Source organism: Sphingomonas faeni, from assembly GCF_024273235.1.
GTDB lineage: Bacteria > Pseudomonadota > Alphaproteobacteria > Sphingomonadales > Sphingomonadaceae > Sphingomonas > Sphingomonas faeni_A.
On record NZ_JANBVH010000003.1, the window covers coordinates 86,380 to 103,878 of the forward strand.

12 protein-coding genes and 2 riboswitches are annotated in these 17,499 nt (G+C 67.0%); of the genes, 7 read left to right on the forward strand and 5 right to left on the reverse strand.

From position 1 onward, the window contains the following. The 4 genes from NLI89_RS02240 to NLI89_RS02255 are packed head-to-tail and all read right to left on the reverse strand — an operon-like array spanning window position 1 to window position 5,115. Window positions 1-1,206, reverse strand: a complete 1,206-nt coding sequence (locus NLI89_RS02240; RefSeq protein WP_254685520.1) for an acyl-CoA dehydrogenase family protein — start codon at window positions 1,204-1,206, stop codon at window positions 1-3. A 23-nt stretch (window positions 1,207-1,229) separates the two neighbouring features. Beyond that, window positions 1,230-2,327 (reverse strand): acyl-CoA dehydrogenase family protein, encoded by a 1,098-nt coding sequence (locus NLI89_RS02245; RefSeq protein WP_254685521.1) that lies wholly within the window; start codon window positions 2,325-2,327, stop codon window positions 1,230-1,232. Next, window positions 2,324-3,862: an acyl-CoA synthetase gene (locus NLI89_RS02250; protein ID WP_254685522.1), complete on the reverse strand. Its 1,539-nt coding sequence runs from the start codon at window positions 3,860-3,862 to the stop codon at window positions 2,324-2,326. The genes NLI89_RS02245 and NLI89_RS02250 overlap by 4 nt, the downstream gene beginning before the upstream one ends. Next, on the reverse strand, window positions 3,862-5,115 hold the full coding sequence (locus tag NLI89_RS02255; protein WP_254685523.1) for an acetyl-CoA C-acetyltransferase: 1,254 nt from the start codon (window positions 5,113-5,115) through the stop codon (window positions 3,862-3,864). Before NLI89_RS02255 ends, NLI89_RS02250 begins: the two co-directional genes overlap by 1 nt. 101 nt (window positions 5,116-5,216) lie before the next feature. On the opposite strand from NLI89_RS02255, the gene NLI89_RS02260 reads away from it, so the two are divergent. Together NLI89_RS02260 and NLI89_RS02265 are read left to right on the forward strand one after the other, a co-directional pair. Beyond that, window positions 5,217-5,789 carry a TetR/AcrR family transcriptional regulator gene (locus NLI89_RS02260; protein ID WP_254685524.1) on the forward strand — a complete coding sequence of 191 codons (573 nt, stop codon included), beginning with the start codon at window positions 5,217-5,219 and terminating at the stop codon, window positions 5,787-5,789. Between the two features lie 57 nt (window positions 5,790-5,846). Continuing rightward, window positions 5,847-7,466, forward strand: coding sequence for a choline dehydrogenase (locus NLI89_RS02265; protein WP_254685525.1), 1,620 nt, complete (start codon window positions 5,847-5,849; stop codon window positions 7,464-7,466). 276 nt (window positions 7,467-7,742) lie between these two features. On the opposite strand, the gene NLI89_RS02270 is transcribed toward NLI89_RS02265, so the two are convergent. Further along, window positions 7,743-8,522 carry an SDR family NAD(P)-dependent oxidoreductase gene (locus NLI89_RS02270; RefSeq protein ID WP_254685526.1) on the reverse strand — a complete coding sequence of 260 codons (780 nt, stop codon included), beginning with the start codon at window positions 8,520-8,522 and terminating at the stop codon, window positions 7,743-7,745. A 105-nt stretch (window positions 8,523-8,627) separates the two neighbouring features. On the opposite strand from NLI89_RS02270, the gene NLI89_RS02275 reads away from it, so the two are divergent. From NLI89_RS02275 to cobW, 5 genes are all read left to right on the forward strand, one after another. Beyond that, the gene (locus NLI89_RS02275; protein ID WP_254685527.1) at window positions 8,628-9,998 is read left to right on the forward strand and encodes a cytochrome P450; all 1,371 of its coding nucleotides are present in this window, start codon (window positions 8,628-8,630) and stop codon (window positions 9,996-9,998) included. Window positions 9,999-10,040: 42 nt separating this feature from the next. Further along, the gene (locus NLI89_RS02280; protein ID WP_254685528.1) at window positions 10,041-12,116 is read left to right on the forward strand and encodes an alpha/beta hydrolase family protein; all 2,076 of its coding nucleotides are present in this window, start codon (window positions 10,041-10,043) and stop codon (window positions 12,114-12,116) included. Next, window positions 12,113-14,221, forward strand: coding sequence for a S9 family peptidase (locus NLI89_RS02285; protein ID WP_254685529.1), 2,109 nt, complete (start codon window positions 12,113-12,115; stop codon window positions 14,219-14,221). Before NLI89_RS02280 ends, NLI89_RS02285 begins: the two co-directional genes overlap by 4 nt. Before the next feature lie 250 nt (window positions 14,222-14,471). Further along, a riboswitch (cobalamin riboswitch) is annotated at window positions 14,472-14,688 on the forward strand. Window positions 14,689-14,870: 182 nt separating this feature from the next. Continuing rightward, the gene (locus NLI89_RS02290) at window positions 14,871-15,920 is read left to right on the forward strand and encodes a HoxN/HupN/NixA family nickel/cobalt transporter (protein ID WP_254685530.1); all 1,050 of its coding nucleotides are present in this window, start codon (window positions 14,871-14,873) and stop codon (window positions 15,918-15,920) included. A 213-nt stretch (window positions 15,921-16,133) separates the two neighbouring features. Then, a riboswitch (cobalamin riboswitch) is annotated at window positions 16,134-16,347 on the forward strand. Window positions 16,348-16,446: 99 nt separating this feature from the next. Beyond that, window positions 16,447-17,496 carry a cobalamin biosynthesis protein CobW gene (gene cobW / locus NLI89_RS02295; protein WP_254685531.1) on the forward strand — a complete coding sequence of 350 codons (1,050 nt, stop codon included), beginning with the start codon at window positions 16,447-16,449 and terminating at the stop codon, window positions 17,494-17,496. Window positions 17,497-17,499 lie beyond the last annotated feature (3 nt).

Below are 17,499 nucleotides of genomic sequence, written 5' to 3' on the forward strand. Positions count from 1 at the left end.
TCACGCCCCGACTGGCAAATCCCGGAACGGCTGATCCTTGTCGACGCGGATTTCGCCGGGGAGGCCTAGGACGCGTTCGGCGATGATGTTCTTGAGGATCTCGTCGGTGCCGCCCGCGATGCGCAAGCCCGGCGCCCACATCGTCGCGGCGTGGAACGCGCCTTTCAGCGGGGTGAGCGCAGGGTCGGCGATGATCCCGTATTGATCGCCGGCCTCGACCGCGGTGTTGCCGATCGCCTGGAGCTGGTTGGCGGCGACGATCTTGCCGATAGAGCTTTCCGGGCCGGGCACCTGGCCCTTCGACAGCGCGGTGATCGTCCGCATCCGCGTGTTGCGCAGGCCCTCCGATTGCACCCACCAGTCGGCGAGCGTCTGGCGGAACGCTGCGTCCTTGAGCAGCGGGCCGTCTGCGCCGTTGGCCTGGGCGGCGAAGGCGAGGATGTCCTCGGGGCCGACGCCGCCGCTCGTGCCGATCGCGAGGCGTTCGTTCATCAGCGTGAACAGCGCGACCTTCCAGCCGCCGTCGACGGGTCCGAGGCGCTGCGCGTCGGATATCCGGACGTCCTCGAACCAGACTTCGTTGAAGCTCGACCCGCCGGACATCTGGTGGATCGGCCGGATCTCGATGCCGGGCGCCTTCAGATCGAGCCAGAACATCGTCAGGCCCTGGTGCTTCGGCACGTCGGGGTTGGTGCGGACGAGGACGATGCCGTAGTCGCTGTAATGCGCGCCAGAGGTCCAGACCTTCTGGCCGTTGATGACCCAGTCGTCGCCATCTCGGACGGCACGCGTGCGGATCGCGGCGACGTCGGAGCCGCCGGCGGGTTCGGAGAAGAGCTGCGACCAGATCTCGTCGCCGCGCACCGCGGGGCCGACGAACCGCCGCTTGGTAGCGTCGTCGGCATAGGCCATCACGGTCGGCACGCACATGCCAAGCCCGATCGTGAAATAGCTGCCGTCGACCGCGTGTTTTGCCTCTTCCTGGCCGAAGATTACGCTTTCGATCGGGGTGCCGCCGCCGCCGCCCCATTCCTGCGGCCAGGTGATGCACGCGTAGCCGCCCGCCGCTTTCCGCGCCTGCCACGCCTTCGACTTGGCCATGTCGTCGGGATAATGGCCGGCGTCATGCTCGGCGATGTTCGCGTCCAGCCAGTCGCGCGCGGCGGCGCGATACTTCGCTTCGGCGTCGCTGTCCTTGAAGTCCATGATCGTCCTTTCAGGCGGCCCAGCTAGGCGGCGTTGCGCATTTCGAGTTGGCCGACGAGGCGTTCGCGCCATACCGCGGGGGCGCCCGCGACGAGCGCGAGCTGGCGCGAGCGGCGGTAATAGAGGTGGCAGTCGGACTCCCAGGTGAAGCCCATCCCGCCATGCGTCTGGATGTTCTCCTTCGACGCGAACCAGTATGCGTCGGACGCGGCGACGCGCGCGGTGGCGGCGGCGAGCGGTAATTCCGCAGCGCCCGCGTTCAGCGCCCACGCCCCGTAATAGGCGTTCGAGCGCGCGAGTTCGTTCTTCACGTACATGTCGGCGAGCTTGTGCTTGATCGCCTGGTACCCGCCGATCTGCCGCCCGAACGCGTAGCGATCGAGCGCATAGCCCTTCGCCATGTCGAGACAGCGATCCGCGCCGCCAAGCTGCTCGAACGCGAGGAGCACGGCCGCGCGGTCGAATACGGCCTGCATCGCGGCGATGCCGTCGTCGGTGCCAAGCCTTTCGCAAGGCGCGTCAGTGAACGTGAGGCGGGCGGCGCTGCGCGTGGGGTCGAGGGTTTCGAGCACGTCCGCGGTGACGCCTACGCCGTTCTCGACGAGGTAGAGCCCGTCGCGCGCGAGGACGACGATCAGGTCGGCGACGTCGCCGTCGGTGACGGGAATTTTCTCGCCGGTGAGCTTGCCGCCGGAGACGGTGGTTCGGATCGAGCGCGCGGTGACCGGGCCTGCGCCTTCGGAGGTTGCGAGGGCGCCAATGACGTCGCCCGCCGCGATCCTCGGCAGCCATCGGACTTTCTGGGTGTCACTGCCGTACAGCATCAGCGCTTCGGCGACGAAATAGACGGTCGAGGCGAACGGGATCGGCGCGCAGGCGCGGCCTAGTTCCTCGGCGATCGCGCAGAGTTCGATATGGCCGAGGCCTAGTCCACCGAACTCTTCGGGGATCGCTGCGCCGAGCCAGCCTTGGGCTGCCACAGCTTTCCAGAGATCCGCGTCATAAGCCTTGGCGGAGTCGTCGAGCACCGCGCGGACTCGGTCGCTGCCGCAATGCGCCGCCAGGAATTTGCGCGCTTCGTCCTTAAGGAATTTCTGGTCGTCAGAATAATCGAAGTTCATGCGGACTCCTTGGCTTGCGCCCAATATTCGTCGCGGAGCAGGCGCTTGTAGAGCTTCCCCGTCTCGTGCCGGGGCAGCGTGTCGCGGAAGTCGATGCGGCGCGGCGCCTTGACGTGGCTGAGGTTGGCACGGGCGAACGCGCTGAGTTCGGCAGCGAGTTTAGCGCGGTCCTCGGACGGATCGGCAGGGCAGATTATCGCGACGACCTGTTCGCCCATCTCGTCGTCGGGCGCGCCGATCACCGCGACGTCGGCGACCTTCGGATGGGTGACGAGGAGGTTCTCGATCTCGGCCGGATAGATGTTCACGCCGCCCGAGATGATCATGAAGCTCTTGCGGTCGGTGAGGTAGAGATAGCCCTCCTCGTCGAGCCAGCCGACATCGCCGAGCGTGGTCCAGCCGTGCGCGTTGGCGGCTTCCGCGGTCTTGGCGGGATCGTTGTGATATTCGAACGCGCCGCCCCCCGCGAAGTAGACGTCGCCTTCCGCGCGTGGCGGCAGCGCGTTGCCGTCCTCGTCGCAGATCATCGTCTGCGCGGTCAGGTTGCGGCCGACCGAGCCCTTGTGCGTCAGCCATTCCGCGCTGGAGATCGCGCAGAACCCGTTGCCTTCGGTGCCGGCGTAATATTCGCCGATGATCGGACCCCACCAGTCGATCATCGCCTGCTTGACCGGGAGCGGGCAGGGGGCGGCGGCGTGCCAAACCGCTTTCAGCGACGACACGTCGTAGCGGGCGCGGATTTCCGGCGGGAGCTTCAGCAAGCGGATGAAGTGCGTCGGCACCCATTGCGCGTGCGTTACGTGGAACCGTTCGATCGCGGCGAGCGCAGCTTCGGGGTCGAAATGCTCCATCACGACGACGGTGCCGCCGACCTGATGCACCGCCATCGACCAGCGCAGCGGCGCGGCGTGATAGAGCGGCGCGGGCGAGAGATAGACCATCTCGGGGCTGAAGCCGTACAGTCCCTTGCCGAGCATCACGAGCGGCGAGACGTTGGTGCCGAACGGCTCCTCCGACAGCGCGTGCTTGACGCCCTTCGGCTTGCCGGTGGTGCCCGAGGAATAGAGCAGGATGCCGCCAGGAGACGGATCGGCGATCAGGTCGGAGGGCATCGCGTTGCGCGCGGCTTCATAGGGTTCGTAACCATCAATTGCGCCGTCGACCATGTAGCGCGCCACGTCGTCGAGCATCGATGCCAACACCGCCGCCACGTCTGCGCATCCCTTGCTCGCGATCAGCACGCGACAGTCGCCGTCGCGGATGATGTACGCCGCCTCTGCCGCGGTCAGCTTCGACGACAGGCACGTGCAATACACGCCGGTCCGCTCGGCCGCCCACATCACCTCAAGATAGCGCGGCGAATTGTCCATCAGCACCGCGATTCCGTCGCCGCGCTTCAACCCGAGCGACCGGAGCAGGTGCGCGCCCTGGTTCGCGCGCGCATCCAGGTCGCGATACGTCACCGTCTCGCCCGTCGCCGCCATGATGTAGGCGGGCTTGTCGGGCGTGGTGAGCGCATGCGCGACGGGATGCATCAGACGCGCTCGATGATGATCGCCGGGGCCATCCCGCCGCCCGCGCACATCGTCACGAGCCCGCGCTTCAGGCCGCGGCGTTCGAGTTCGTCCAATATCGTGCCGATCAGGATCGCGCCGGTCGCGCCGATCGGATGGCCCAGCGCGATCGAGCCGCCGTTGACGTTCACCTTGTCGCGGTCGAGCTTCAGGTCGCGGATGAACTTCTCGGCGACCACCGCGAATGCCTCGTTGATCTCCCACAGGTCGATGTCGTCGACCGTGAGCCCGGCCTTCGCCAGCACCTTCCGCGCGGCGGGGACGGGGGCGTTGAGCATCAGCGTCGGGTCGTCGCCCATGTTCGCCATCGCGACGATCCGCGCGCGGGGCTTGAGGCCGTGCTTGGCGGCATAGTCGGCGCTGGCGAGCAGCACTGCCGCGGCGCCATCGACCACACCGGAGGAATTACCGGCGTGATGGACGTGCTTGATATCGACGTCGGGATAGCGGCGGTTGATCTGCTTGCGATACGTCGTGCCCTTGTCGTCGAGCGGCACGTCGGCGATCCCGGTGAAAGAGGGGCGAAGCGCGGCGAGGCCCTCGGCGGTGGTGTCGGGGCGCGGATATTCGTCCTTTTCGAGGACCAATGCGCCTGTGGCATCGGTGACGGGGACGAGACTGCGATCGAACCGCCCCTCGGCGATCGCCACTGCTGCCCGGCGCTGGCTTTCGAGCCCGAGCGCTTCGAGCGTTTCTCGGTCGATCCCCTCGATACTGGCGATCGCGTCGGCACAGATGCCCTGGTTCGATTGCGGATGCGCCGCATCGAGCCTAGCGTTGCCCGAGCCGATCCCGAGCGGCCGCTTCCCCGCCGCCATGTCGTCCTGCATCATCGTCGTGGTCAGCGACATCATCTCTGTCCCGCCGGCGATGACGAGGTCCTCCATCCCGCTCATGATCTGCGCCGCCGCGAAGTTCACCGCCGTGATCCCGCCGCCGCAGAACCGATCGAGCGTCGTCCCGCTCGCCTTGACGTCATAGCCCGCATCCAGCGCCGCCATCCGCCCGAGATCGCCGCTCTGCTCGCCACGCTGAGTCGAGGTCGACCAGATGATGTCGTCGACGTCGGCGGTGTCGAGCTTGTTTCGCTCGGCGATCGCCTTCAGCACGGCCGCGGCGAGGTGTTGCGGGTGCATGTGCGCGAGCGCGCCCTTGCCCGTCTTGCCGATCCCGCGCGGGGTACGGACGGCGTCGATGATCAAAGCCTCGGCCACATCTCTCTCCTGTTGCACCCGCCGCTCTGGTGCGGTCGTGGTGCCTGATGCCGGATTGCGTCCGGCTTCGTTCCGACGTAACATTCGTTATGGAGAGTGGCTTGTCAAGCACGGTATCGGTTGAAAATGCGGTCGAGCCCCGCGCGGATTTGGCGCCGCGCGACTGGCTGGAGATCGGGCAGGCGTTGCTCAAGAGCGGGGGCTTGCGTGCGCTGAAACTCCGCAGCCTGGCGCAGGCGGCGGGCGCGTCGACCGGCAGCTTCTATCATCATTTCAAGGACTTCGATGGCTATCACGCGGCGCTCGCGTCGTATTTTGCCGAGGCGCAGATCGATCCGTTGCTGGCATCGCTGACCGCCTCGGACCTCGCGCCGGTCGAGCGGATTCGCGCGTTCGCCGAGCATGTTCGCGATCACGACATGTCGCAATTGGCGCTCGCGATGCGCGCCTGGGCAAAGAGCGACGCGCGCGCGGCGGCGGCGATCCGTGAGCATGACGACAAGGTGATGGCGTTCCTCGTCGCGCAACTGACCGCGCACGGGTTCGATTCCGTCGAGGCGGGGATCCGCGGCTATGCGCTGCTTGCGGTGGGCTTGAGCGAGGTGCATCCGGTCGAGGGGCTGGATCGCGGCGTACTGCGCAACGGGTTGCTTACGCTGCTGTGCGAGCGCTAGCGTATCGAGGTTAGGCGACTCCGTACAAAAGCGGAGCGTTATGAGGAGGATGCGGGCATGCAGACGTATGACTACGTAATTATCGGCGCGGGCTCGGCCGGCTGCGTGCTCGCCGCGCGACTGACCGAGGATCCGGACGTGTCCGTGCTGCTGCTCGAGGCGGGCGGGCGCAACGACGGCGTGCTGGTGCGGATGCCCGCAGGCGTCGGCGAACTCATCAAGAGCAAGAACCCGAGCAACTGGGGTTTCTGGACCGAACCCGAGCCCCATCTCGACGACCGCCGCTTGTGGTGGCCGCGCGGCAAGGGGTTGGGCGGCAGTTCGTCGATCAACGGCATGATCTACACGCGGGGGCATCCGCAGGATTACGACGAGTGGCGCCAGATGGGGCTGCCGGGCTGGTCGTACGACGACGTGCTGCCGTATTTCAAGCGGCTCGAAGGGCATCATCGCGGTGAGGGCCCCTTGCATGGCGGCGGCGGTCCGCTGACGATCTCGGGCGGCGAGTCCGACAGCCCGTTCTATGACGCATTGGTCGAGGCGGGGCGGCAGGCGGGGTATCCCGTCACCGAGGATTTCAATGGCGCGAGCCAGGAGGGCTTTGGCCGCTACGACTTGACCGTCGCGGACGGGAAGCGGTGGAGCACCGCGGCGGCGTATCTGCGACCGATCCTGTCGCGGCGGAACCTCACATGTATTACCGGCGCGCGGACGACGCGGATCCGGATCGACCAGCGGCGGGCAACCGGCGTCGACTATGTACTCGACAAGGGGGCACGGGCGGAGTCGGTGACGGCGGCGCGCGAAGTGCTGCTGTGTGCGGGTGCGGTGCAGTCGCCGCATATCCTCCAGCTATCGGGGATCGGCGATCCGGACCGGCTGACCGCGGCGGGGGTGGGCGTCGTGCATGCGCTGCCCGGCGTCGGCGAGAACCTCCAGGATCATCTCGACGTGGTGATGAACTGGAAATCGCGCGGGCTGCGGACCGGCTATGCGATGACGAAGGGCGTCGGGATGATCGGCGTCGGGCTCAATTACCTGTTGCGCGGCAAGGGCGCGGGGCGGCAGCAGTTCCTCGAGGCGGGCGCGTTCGTGTCGTCGCGCGACGGTCTGTCGCGGCCCGACGTGCAGATCCACGCGGTGCTCGCGATCATGCAGGATCACGGCAAGGTGAAGGCTACCGAGGACGGCTTCACGCTACATCTGTGTCAGTTGCGGCCGGAGAGTCGCGGGCGGATCGGGTTGCGCTCGGCCGATCCGTTTGCCGATCCGGTGATTGTCGCGAACTATCTCGCGACGGCGGAGGACCGCCGCGTGATGCGGGCGTGCGTCGGCATCGGCCGCGACGTCGCGCGGCAGGCGGCGCTCGATCCGTATCGGGCAGGGGAATTGTCGCCGGGCGAGGACGTGCGGACGGACGACGAGATCGACGCGTGGGTACGGCGGACCGCCGAGACGATCTATCACCCGGTGGGCACGTGCAAGATGGGCACGGCTGACGACGCGCTTGCGGTGGTCGACGCGTCGCTAGCGGTGCGGGGCTTGCAAGGGTTGCGGGTGGTGGACGCGTCGGTGATGCCAACGCTGATCGGCTCGAACACCAACGCCCCGACGATCATGATCGCGGAGAAGGCGGCAGATATTATCAAGGGGCGGCACTTGGCGCGGGCGGCTTAGGGGGAATTTACCCCTCAAGCCACGACCACCCCGGCCTTCGCCAGGGTGGTGGTAGTTGGACGCCTCAACATTCGAGGCGTTAGCGACTGATTTCTCTCCCCTCCCTGGAAGGGAGGGGCTGGGGGTGGGTCGGTTCGTTTGGGCCGCCGGCGTTCGTTAATACGGAAACCGACCCACCCCCGACCCCTCCCTTCCAGGGAGGGGAGAAAGGCTCATTGCATCCCTCCGAGGGCGATCACCTGAATGTCGATCCGTCTTAAAACGTTGGTCGTCAGCTCAACGGGCCGCCATCCGGATCGCGCCATCCAGTCGAACATCTTCCCCGTTGAAATACCCGCACTCGATCATCGTCAGCGCGAGCGCCGCAAACTCCTCCGGCCGCCCCAAGCGCTTGGGAAACGGCACCGAAGCCGCCAGCGCGTCGCGCACCGGCTGCGGCGCCGCAGCCAGCAACGGCGTGTCGAAGATCCCCGGCAGGATCGTGTTCACCCGGATCCCCTCGCTCATCAAATCGCGCGCGATCGGCAGCGTCATGCCGACCACGCCGGCCTTCGAGGCAGAATACGCCGCTTGCCCCATCTGGCCGTCCTCCGCCGCTGCGCTCGCCGTATTGACGATCGCGCCGCGCTCGCCGTCTTCACCCGGTTCCAACGTCAGCATCCCCGCCGCCGATTTGGCGAGACACCGGAACGTGCCAACGAGGTTGATCTGGATGATCCGATCGAACGCATCGAGCGGGAAATGCTTGATCGAGCCGTCCTGCTTCGATCGCCCCGCGGTCTTCGCGGCATTCCCCGTGCCCGCGCAATTGACCAGGATCCGCTCCTGGCCATGCGCCGCGCGTGCCGCCGCGAACCCCGCATCGACGCTGTCGTCCGACGTCACGTCGACCTTGCAGAACACCCCGCCGATCTCCGCCGCCAGCGCTTCGCCCTTGTCCACCTGGAGGTCGAAGATCGCCACCTTCGCGCCCTTGGCAGCCAGCGCCCGCGCGGTCGCCGCGCCCAATCCCGACGCGCCGCCGGTCACCACGGCAGCACTGTTTGCGAGGTCCATGCATCTCTCCTGTCAAAGCCCCGGGATCCGCGCCCCGGTTGCAGAACATTAGTTATGCTCGTATTCGCAGCTTGCCAAGCCGGCATGTCGCACAGGGATCCGACGATGACTGAAGCGCTGTTGCAGAACGCCAGCCCGCATTGGTTGCCACGCCAGCCCAAGGGCGCGCTCGATCATATTCCCGGCGACGACGGTCTTCCGCTGTTCGGCAACACCTTCAAGATGCTCGCCGATCCGATCGGGTTTTCGCGCGGCATGGTGGCGCGGTTCGGCCCGGTCTATCGCAACACCGCGCTCGGCGGAACCGGGCTGATGCTGCTCGGCCCGGACGCGAACGAGCTGATCCTGTTCGACCGCGACAAGATCTTCTCGTCCGAGCAGGGGTGGGGCCCCGTCCTCAACCTGCTGTTTCCTCGCGGCCTGATGCTGATGGATTTCGACAAGCATCGCGCCGACCGCAAAGCGCTGTCGGTGGCGTTCAAGCCCGAGCCGATGCGGCATTATGCGACCGAACTCGACGCCGGGATCGAGGCCGCGGTCGGACGCTGGAGCGGCCAGACGCTGCGCTTCTACGACGCGGTCAAGACACTCACGCTCGATCTCGCGGCGACCAGCTTTCTCGGCGTGCCGCTGGGCGCGGAAGCGGACCGGATCAATCAGGCGTTCGTCGACGAGGTGCAGGCTAGCGTCGCGCCGATCCGCCGCCCGTTGCCCGGCACGCAGATGCGCAAGGGCGTGAAGGCGCGCGCCTATCTGGTCGACTTCTTCGAGCGCGAAATCCCCGCGCGGCGCATCGGCGACGGTCAGGATTTTTTCTCGCAATTCTGCCGAGCGACCGATGACGACGGCGCGCCGCTGACCGCGCTGGCGATCGCCGACCACATGAACTTCCTGATGATGGCGGCGCACGACACGATCACCTCGTCCGCGACCAGCCTGGTCATGCTGCTCGCGCGCAACCCCGAGTGGCAGGAGCGGTTGCGCGAGGAAGTCGCCGCTCTCGACCCGGCCGTGCCGCTGACCGAACAGCTCGATCGCCTCGTCCTCACCGAATATGCGTTCAAGGAATCGCTGCGGATGATGCCGCCGGTCCCGTCGATCCCGCGCCGCGCCCTGAAGGCGTTCAGTTTCGGCGGGTATGACATTCCGGCCGGGACCAGCGTCGGGGTCGGCATCACCTATACGCATCACATGGCCGAATATTGGCCCGATCCCGAGCGGTTCGATCCGCTCCGCTTCACGCCCGAAGCGTCGAAAGGCCGTCACCGGTTCGCCTGGGTGCCGTTCGGCGGCGGCGCGCACATGTGCATCGGGCTGCACTTCGCGACGATGCAGATGCGGCTGCTGATCGCGCATCTGCTCAAGCGCTACCGGATCGAGGCGGCGGCGGGCAGCGGCGATGCGTGGCAGGTCTTCCCGATCCCGCGCCCGAAGGACGGTTTGCCGGTGACGTTCGTACCGCTTGTCTCCACGTAATAATGTGTCATCGTGACGCGGTTCATTCGAAGGAGCCGCCCGTTGCGCTTGACCCTAGCTCTACTCCTGCTCGCGGCGACGCCGGCCTTTGCCCAGCAACAGCCCGCAGCACCGATACCGGAGGGCCCGACGCGGAGCTTCACCGGCAGCGACCTGTTCGGCCTGACGATCGCCGCCGATCCGCAGATCAGTCCGGACGGCAAGACGATCGTCTATGTCCGCCGCACCGGCGACGTGATGACCGACAGGATGCAGTCGTCGCTCTGGCTGATCGATGTCGCGAGCGGACGCCAGACGCCGTTCGCCGCTGACGGCAGCAGCCCGCGCTGGTCGCCCGACGGTGCGCGCATCGCCTACGCAGCACGCGACGGTGAGGGATCGCAGCTGTTCGTCCGCTGGATCGGCGGTGCGCAGAGCGCGCGCGTAACGAGTTTCCCCGGCGATCCGCAGGCGCTCGCCTGGTCGCCGGACGGGACGAAGCTCGCCTATATCGCCACGGTAGCAGGCGAGGGGACCAAGCTCGGCACGCAGCCACCCAAGCCCGAGGGCGCGAAATGGGCCGAGCCGCTGACGATCATCGACCGCGTCAACTATCGCAACGACGGGCCGGGCTATGTGAAGCCGGGCTACGACCATCTCTTCGTGGTCGGCGCGGACGGGGGCGCGGCGCGGCAGCTCACATACGGCAAGTTCGACGATGGCGGTCCGCTGTCGTGGACGCCCGATGGCCGCAGCATCGTCTTCGCCGCGATCCGCGGGCCCGCCGCCGACCGCCAGGTGATGAACTCCGACGTGATCGCGGTCGATACGGCGAGCGGTGCGATGCGGACGCTGACGACGCGCGACGGCCCCGACGCCCAGCCCCGCGTATCGCCGGATGGCTCGAAGATCGCGTGGCTCGGCTTCGACGACAAGCGCCGCAGCTACGAGAATACGCAGCTCTACGTCGGCGACCGCGACGCCGCCTCGCCGCGTTCGCTCACCGCCACGCTCGACCGCGGAATCGAGGACGCGGTGTGGTCCGCCGACGGCCGCAGCCTGTATGCGAGCTATGACGATCACGGCCAGCGTCGCGTCGCCCGCGTTGGTGTCGACGGCCGCGTCACGCCGCTGGTCGACAACGTGGCGGGCGGCGGGCTCGACCGGCCCTATACCGGCGGCGAGTTCTCGGTCTCGAAGGGCGGCACGATCGCCTATACCGGCGGCGATGCGAGCGCCCCCGCCGACGTCTGGGTGCTGGCGGGCGGGAAGCCTCGCCGTCTGACGACGCTCAACGCGGTGCTGACCGGATCGAAGACTTTGGCGTCGGTGCGGAAGATCGCCGTGACAGCGCCCGATGGTCGGCCGATCGACGCTTGGCTCGCCACCCCGCCGGGCCGTGTCGCGGGTCAGCGCGTGCCGTTGATCATCGAGATCCACGGCGGGCCGAACGCTGCCTATGGCCCAGGTTTCGCGACCGACATGCAGCTTTACGCCGCGGCCGGCTATGCAGTCCTCTGGACCAACCCGCGCGGCTCGACCTCCTACGGTGCCGAGTTCGCCAACCTGATCGACAAGACCTATCCCGCGGCGGATTATGACGACCTGATCGCCTCGGTCGATGCGGCGATCGCGGACGGCACCGCCGATCCCGACAATCTGTTCGTGACCGGCGGCTCGGGCGGGGGGCTGCTGACCGCGTGGATCGTCGGCAAGACCGACCGGTTCAAGGCCGCCGCGACGCAGAAGCCGGTGATCAACTGGATCAGCGAGGCGCTGACGATGGACAACACACTGTTCACCTCACGCTATTGGTTCACCAAGCTGCCATGGGAGGATCCGATGAGCTATTGGAACCGCTCGCCGCTGAGCATCGTCGGCAACGTCAAGACGCCGACGCTGGTGGTGGTCGGGGGCGACGACTACCGGACGCCGGTGAGCGAGTCCGAGCAATATTACGCCGCGCTCCAGATCCGCGGCGTGCCGACCGCGCTGGTGAAGGTGCCGGGCGCGAGCCACGGCGGTATCGCCTCACGCCCGTCGCAGTCGGCGGCAAAGGCGTCGGCGATCATCGCCTGGTTCGATCGATATCGGAAGCCGGCAGTCGCAACGGCAGCAACACAGGGAACGGCACAATGACGATACGGTACATGATGCTGGCCGGCGTAGCGCTGGTCTCGACGGCGGCCGTCGCGCAGGTCCAGCCGCCCCGCGTCGCGAAGAAGCCGTTCCAGGTGACCTCACCGAACGGCGCGCGCGAGGACGATTATTACTGGCTGCGCGACGACACGCGGAAGAACCTGGAGATGCTCGCCTATCTCGCCGCGGAGAACGCCTATGCCGATGCGCAACTCGCCGCTCTGAAGCCGCTCCAGGCCAAGCTCTACGAAGAGACCGTCTCGCACATCAAGCAGGACGACAGCTCGGTTCCCTACGCGAAGAACGGCTATTATTACGGCTCTCGGTTCCAGACCGGCGCCGATTATCCGATCCTCGAACGCCGCAAGGGAACCCGCACCGCGCCCGCCGAAACGCTGTTCGACGAGCCGGCGATGGCGAAGGGCCACAGCTTCTTCGCGCTCAGCGACTGGGCGGTAAGCCCCGACAACGCCCGCGTCGCCTGGGCCGAAGACACCGTCGGCCGTCGCCAATATGTGCTCAAGGTGAAGGACCTCATGACCGGCGCGACGATCGCCGACACGCTCTCGAACATCGAGCCGAACGTCGTCTGGGCGGACGATAACAAGACGTTGCTGTACGTCGAGAAGGACCCGGTCACGCTGCGTGGCTACCGCGTGAAGGCGCATGTCCTCGGCACGCCCGTCGCCAGCAATCGGCTGCTCTACGAGGAAAAGGACGACACCTATTCGATGGAGGTCTCGCGCACGTCCGACGACAGGTTTATCTGCATCGGCGTCGGCAGCACGGTCAGCGACGAGCAACGCTGCGCTCCCGCCGCCGCGCCGACCAGCTTCACCATCGTCGCACCGCGGGCGCGCGAGTTCCGCTATGGCGCGGACCATATCGGCAACCGCTGGATCATCCGCACCAACAAGGACGCCAAGAACTACAAGCTCGTCACCGTCGCCGACGCCGATCTCGCCAAGGGCACGGCGGCGTGGCGCGACCTGACGCCGGCCAGCGATACCGTTTTCATCGAGGGCTTCAAGCCGTTCGACGGCTTCGTCGCGATCGACCAGCGCGAAGGCGGCAACCGCATGATCCGCGTGCTGGACGACGCCGGCAAGTCGACCGCGGTGACCGCCGACGAACCCGCCTATCGCATGTCGCTCGACGTCAACGAGGAGACGGCGACACCCTGGGTGCGCTACACCTATGGCTCGCTGGTCACGCCGACGACCACCTACGAGGTCAATGCGAAGACCCGCGAACGCCGCGTGCTGAAGGTCGCGCCGGTGCCGGGCTATGATCCCGCGAAATACGTTACCGAACGAGTCTGGGCGCCCGCGCGCGACGGCACGCGGATCCCCGTGTCGCTGGTCTACGCAAAGGGCACCAGGCGCGATGGCGCCGCGCCGCTCTTCCAATACGCCTATGGCAGCTACGGCATATCGAGCGACCCGGCAGTCGATCCGGGTCGCATCGGCTTGCTCGATCGCGGCGTCGTCTACGCGATTGCGCATATCCGCGGCGGGCAGGAGATGGGCCGCGGCTGGTATGACGACGGCCACCTGCTCAACAAGAAGAACAGCTTCACGGACTTCATCGACGTCACCCGCTATCTCGTCGCGCAGAGATATGCCGCCAAGGACCGCGTCGCGGCGATGGGCGGCAGCGCGGGCGGATTGCTGATGGGCGGCGTCGCGAACATGGCGCCGGCGGACTACAAGCTGATCATCGCGCAGGTGCCGTTCGTCGATGTCGTCACGACGATGCTCGACGCGTCGATCCCGCTGACGACGTTCGAATATGACGAATGGGGCAACCCCGCGCAGAAGGCGTCGTACGATTACATGCTGAGCTATTCGCCGTACGACAACGTCAAGGCGAAGGCCTATCCGGCGCTGTATGTCGGCACCGGGCTATGGGACAGCCAAGTGCAATATTATGAGCCAACCAAGTGGGTCGCCAAACTGCGCGAACTGAAGACCGACAAGAACCCGCTGCTGTTCCGCGTCAACATGGAGGCCGGGCATGGCGGCAAGTCGGGGCGCTTCGAGCGCTATCGCCAAAATTCCGAATGGCAGGCCTTCATGCTGCAACAGCTCGGCCTGGCGAAATAGCGCTGCTCCGCTTTCAGTTTTAACCGCCACCTCCGCTCTTTTCCGTCATGCCGGACTGGTTCCGGCATCCACCGTGCCGCAACATCGGTGATTCGGCTTGCGGAACGGTGGACCCCGGAACACGTCCGGGGTGACGGCATGATTTCAGGACTCGCGGCGATCGCAAAACGCCGAATGTCAGCCCGTCCTGGCGCCCGTTGGCATGGCGCTTAAAGCAGGGTACCGATCGCGCGGGATGCTGCTTTCAGCCGTTTCCCGTGATCGCGTCGGTGCCCGGAAGGGCTTGATTGGGAATGCGGTGCGGACGGTTCGCCGTCCTATGCCGCGGCTGTCCCTGCAACTGTAAGCGGCGAGCGAGACGCACGAGCCCTCTACGCGAGGGCAGCCACTGGGCCACAACGCCTGGGAAGGCGTGCATCGAGCAAAGACCCGCGAGCCAGGAGACCTGCCGGCGTCTGGTCGCTCTTGTCCCGGTCCAGGGGGTGGCCGAGGCACGGTGAACGCCGCCTGCGTGACACTGGCTGAGCGACGACCATGTGGCGGGGGCCGCATCGGCGTCGTGCGTCGGCCGCTCATGGCGTCCGGTCGTCGTATGTCCCGGCCGTTCGCGGCAGGCCCCGGTCCTCGTCGGACGCTGCGGGGTTTGTGCATGACGACTTCAACACTCGAAAGACCGACGCGGGTTTCGACCCGCAAGCGCATCGGCTGGCTGTTCGCAGGCCTGGTCGCGGCCAATATCGCTGCGTGGGGCTGGGCGTTCTCGCTGTTCCACGCGCAACCCCTCATGCTCGGCACGGCCTTGCTGGCCTGGGGATTGGGCTTGCGCCACGCAGTCGACGCGGACCACATCGCCGCGATCGACAACGTAACCCGCAAGCTGATGCAGGACGGCCAGCGCCCGATCGCCGTCGGCTTCTGGTTCGCGATCGGCCACTCCGGGATCGTGCTGATCGCCGCCGTCGCGATCGCGCTCACCGCCAGCGCGCTGTCGCAGTTCGAGGCGTTCAAGCAGGTCGGCGGCGTGGTCGCGACGATGATCTCCGCCCTGTTCCTGTTCACGATCGCCGCGATGAACCTGATCATCCTCCGCTCGGTCTGGCGCACCTTCGGCCACGTCCGCGGCGGCGGCACCTATGTCGAGGAGGATCTCGACCTGCTGCTCGGCAGTCGCGGCCTGCTCGCGCGGCTGTTCCGCCCGATGTTCCGGCTCGTCACGCGGAGCTGGCACATGGCCCCGCTCGGCTTCCTGTTCGGCCTCGGCTTCGACACCGCCACCGAGGTCGCGATCCTCGGCCTCTCCGCGAGCCAGGCCGCCGACGGTCTGTCGATCGGCACCGTCCTCGTCCTCCCCGTGCTGTTCGCAACCGGCATGGCGCTGGTCGACACCGCGGACGGCGTCGTCATGCTAGGCGCGTACGAATGGGCGTTCGTGAAGCCGATCCGGAAGCTCTATTACAACATCACCATCACGCTGATCTCCGCCATCGTCGCGATCGCGATCGGCGGCATCGAGACGCTCGCGCTGCTCGGCGCAAAGCTCGGCCTGACCGGTGGCATCTGGGATCTGGCAGCCGCACTCGGCGAGAACTTCAACGGCCTAGGCTTCGCGATCATCGGCCTTTTCGTGCTGTGCTGGGTCCTGAGCTTCGCCATCTACCGCTGGAAATGCTTCGACGAGATCGAGGTGAGGCACGGGTAAACTGGCTCCGCCCCTCTCGATCCTCCCCCGCCAGGGGGAGGTGGCGCGAAGCGACGGAGGGGGAGGACGGCGACCACGTAGGTTCCGTGTCCTCCCCCTCCGTCACCTGCGGTGCCACCTCCCCCTGGCGGGGGAGGATCGAAAACTACTGATATGCGAATTGGCACGCCCCCGGAATTCCTCTAACCCCACCCCCGAGGCTCGGTTTCACCGAACCTCAAAGATCGCGCCGGTGCCCGGAAGGGCTTGAATGGGAATGCGGTGCGGGAGGATCTCCTCTCAATGCCGCGGCTGTCCCTGCAACTGTAAGCGGTGAGCGAGACGCACACGCCCTTCGCGAGGGGGGCAGCCACTGGGGATACCTGGGAAGGCGTACGTCGAGCCTCGACCCGCGAGCCAGGAGACCTGCCAGCGCAAAGGTCGCTCTTGCCATGATCCAGGGGATGGTCGCGGCACGGTACTCCGTCTGAGCGACGAACGCGTGCGGCCGTCTGGTCGTGCGTGCGTGTGCTTGCAGGAGAATATAATGCCCGATCTTTCCACCAATCTGGCCAAGGTCCCCGTTACCATCGTCACCGGCTTCTTAGGCGCCGGCAAGACCACGCTCCTCAGCCACCTGATCCGCAACGCCAACGGCCGCCGCCTCGCGGTCGTCGTCAACGAATTCGGCACGCTCGGCATCGACGGCGACATCCTCAAGGGCTGCGCGATCCCCGATTGCCCGGCCGAAAACGTGGTCGAGCTGGCCAATGGCTGCATCTGCTGCACGGTCGCCGACGACTTCATCCCGACCGTCGAGACGCTGCTCGCGCTCGACCCGCGCCCCGATCACATCCTGATCGAGACGTCCGGCCTCGCGCTGCCCAAGCCGCTGCTCAAGGCATTCGACTGGCCCGCGATCCGCTCGCGCATCACCGTCGACGGCGTCATCGCGCTCGCCGATGCCGAGGCGGTCGCCGCCGGTCGCTTCGCCCCCGATGTCGCCGCGCTCGACGCGCAGCGCGCCGCAGACCCCAGCGTCGACCACGAGACGCCCCTGTCGGAGGTGTTCGAGGACCAGCTCGCCTGCGCCGATCTCGTACTCCTGACCAAGGTCGACCTCGCCGGACCCGAAGGCGTCGCCAAGGCACGCGCAGTGATCGCCGCCGAGTCCGCACGGCCGCTCCCCGTCATCGACCTCATCGACGGCATCATCGATCCCCGCGTGATCCTCGGCCTCAACGCCGCCGCCGAGGACGACATCGCCAGCCGCCCCTCGCATCATGACGGCGAGGACGATCACGAGCATGACGATTTCGACAGCGTCGTCGTCGAACTGGGCGAGATCGCCGACCCTGCCGACCTCACCGCGAAGATCGAAGCGCTCGCCCGCAGCGCCGACATCCTCCGCGTGAAGGGTTACGCGGCGGTCACCGGCAAGCCGATGCGCCTGCTCGTCCAGGCGGTCGGCGCCCGCGTCCGCACGCAATACGACCGTCCGTGGGGCGCAGGCGAACCCCGCCGCACGCAACTCGTGGTGATCGCCGAGCACGACCGCATCGACGAGGCCCGCATCAAGGCCGCGCTGGACGCCTGAGCC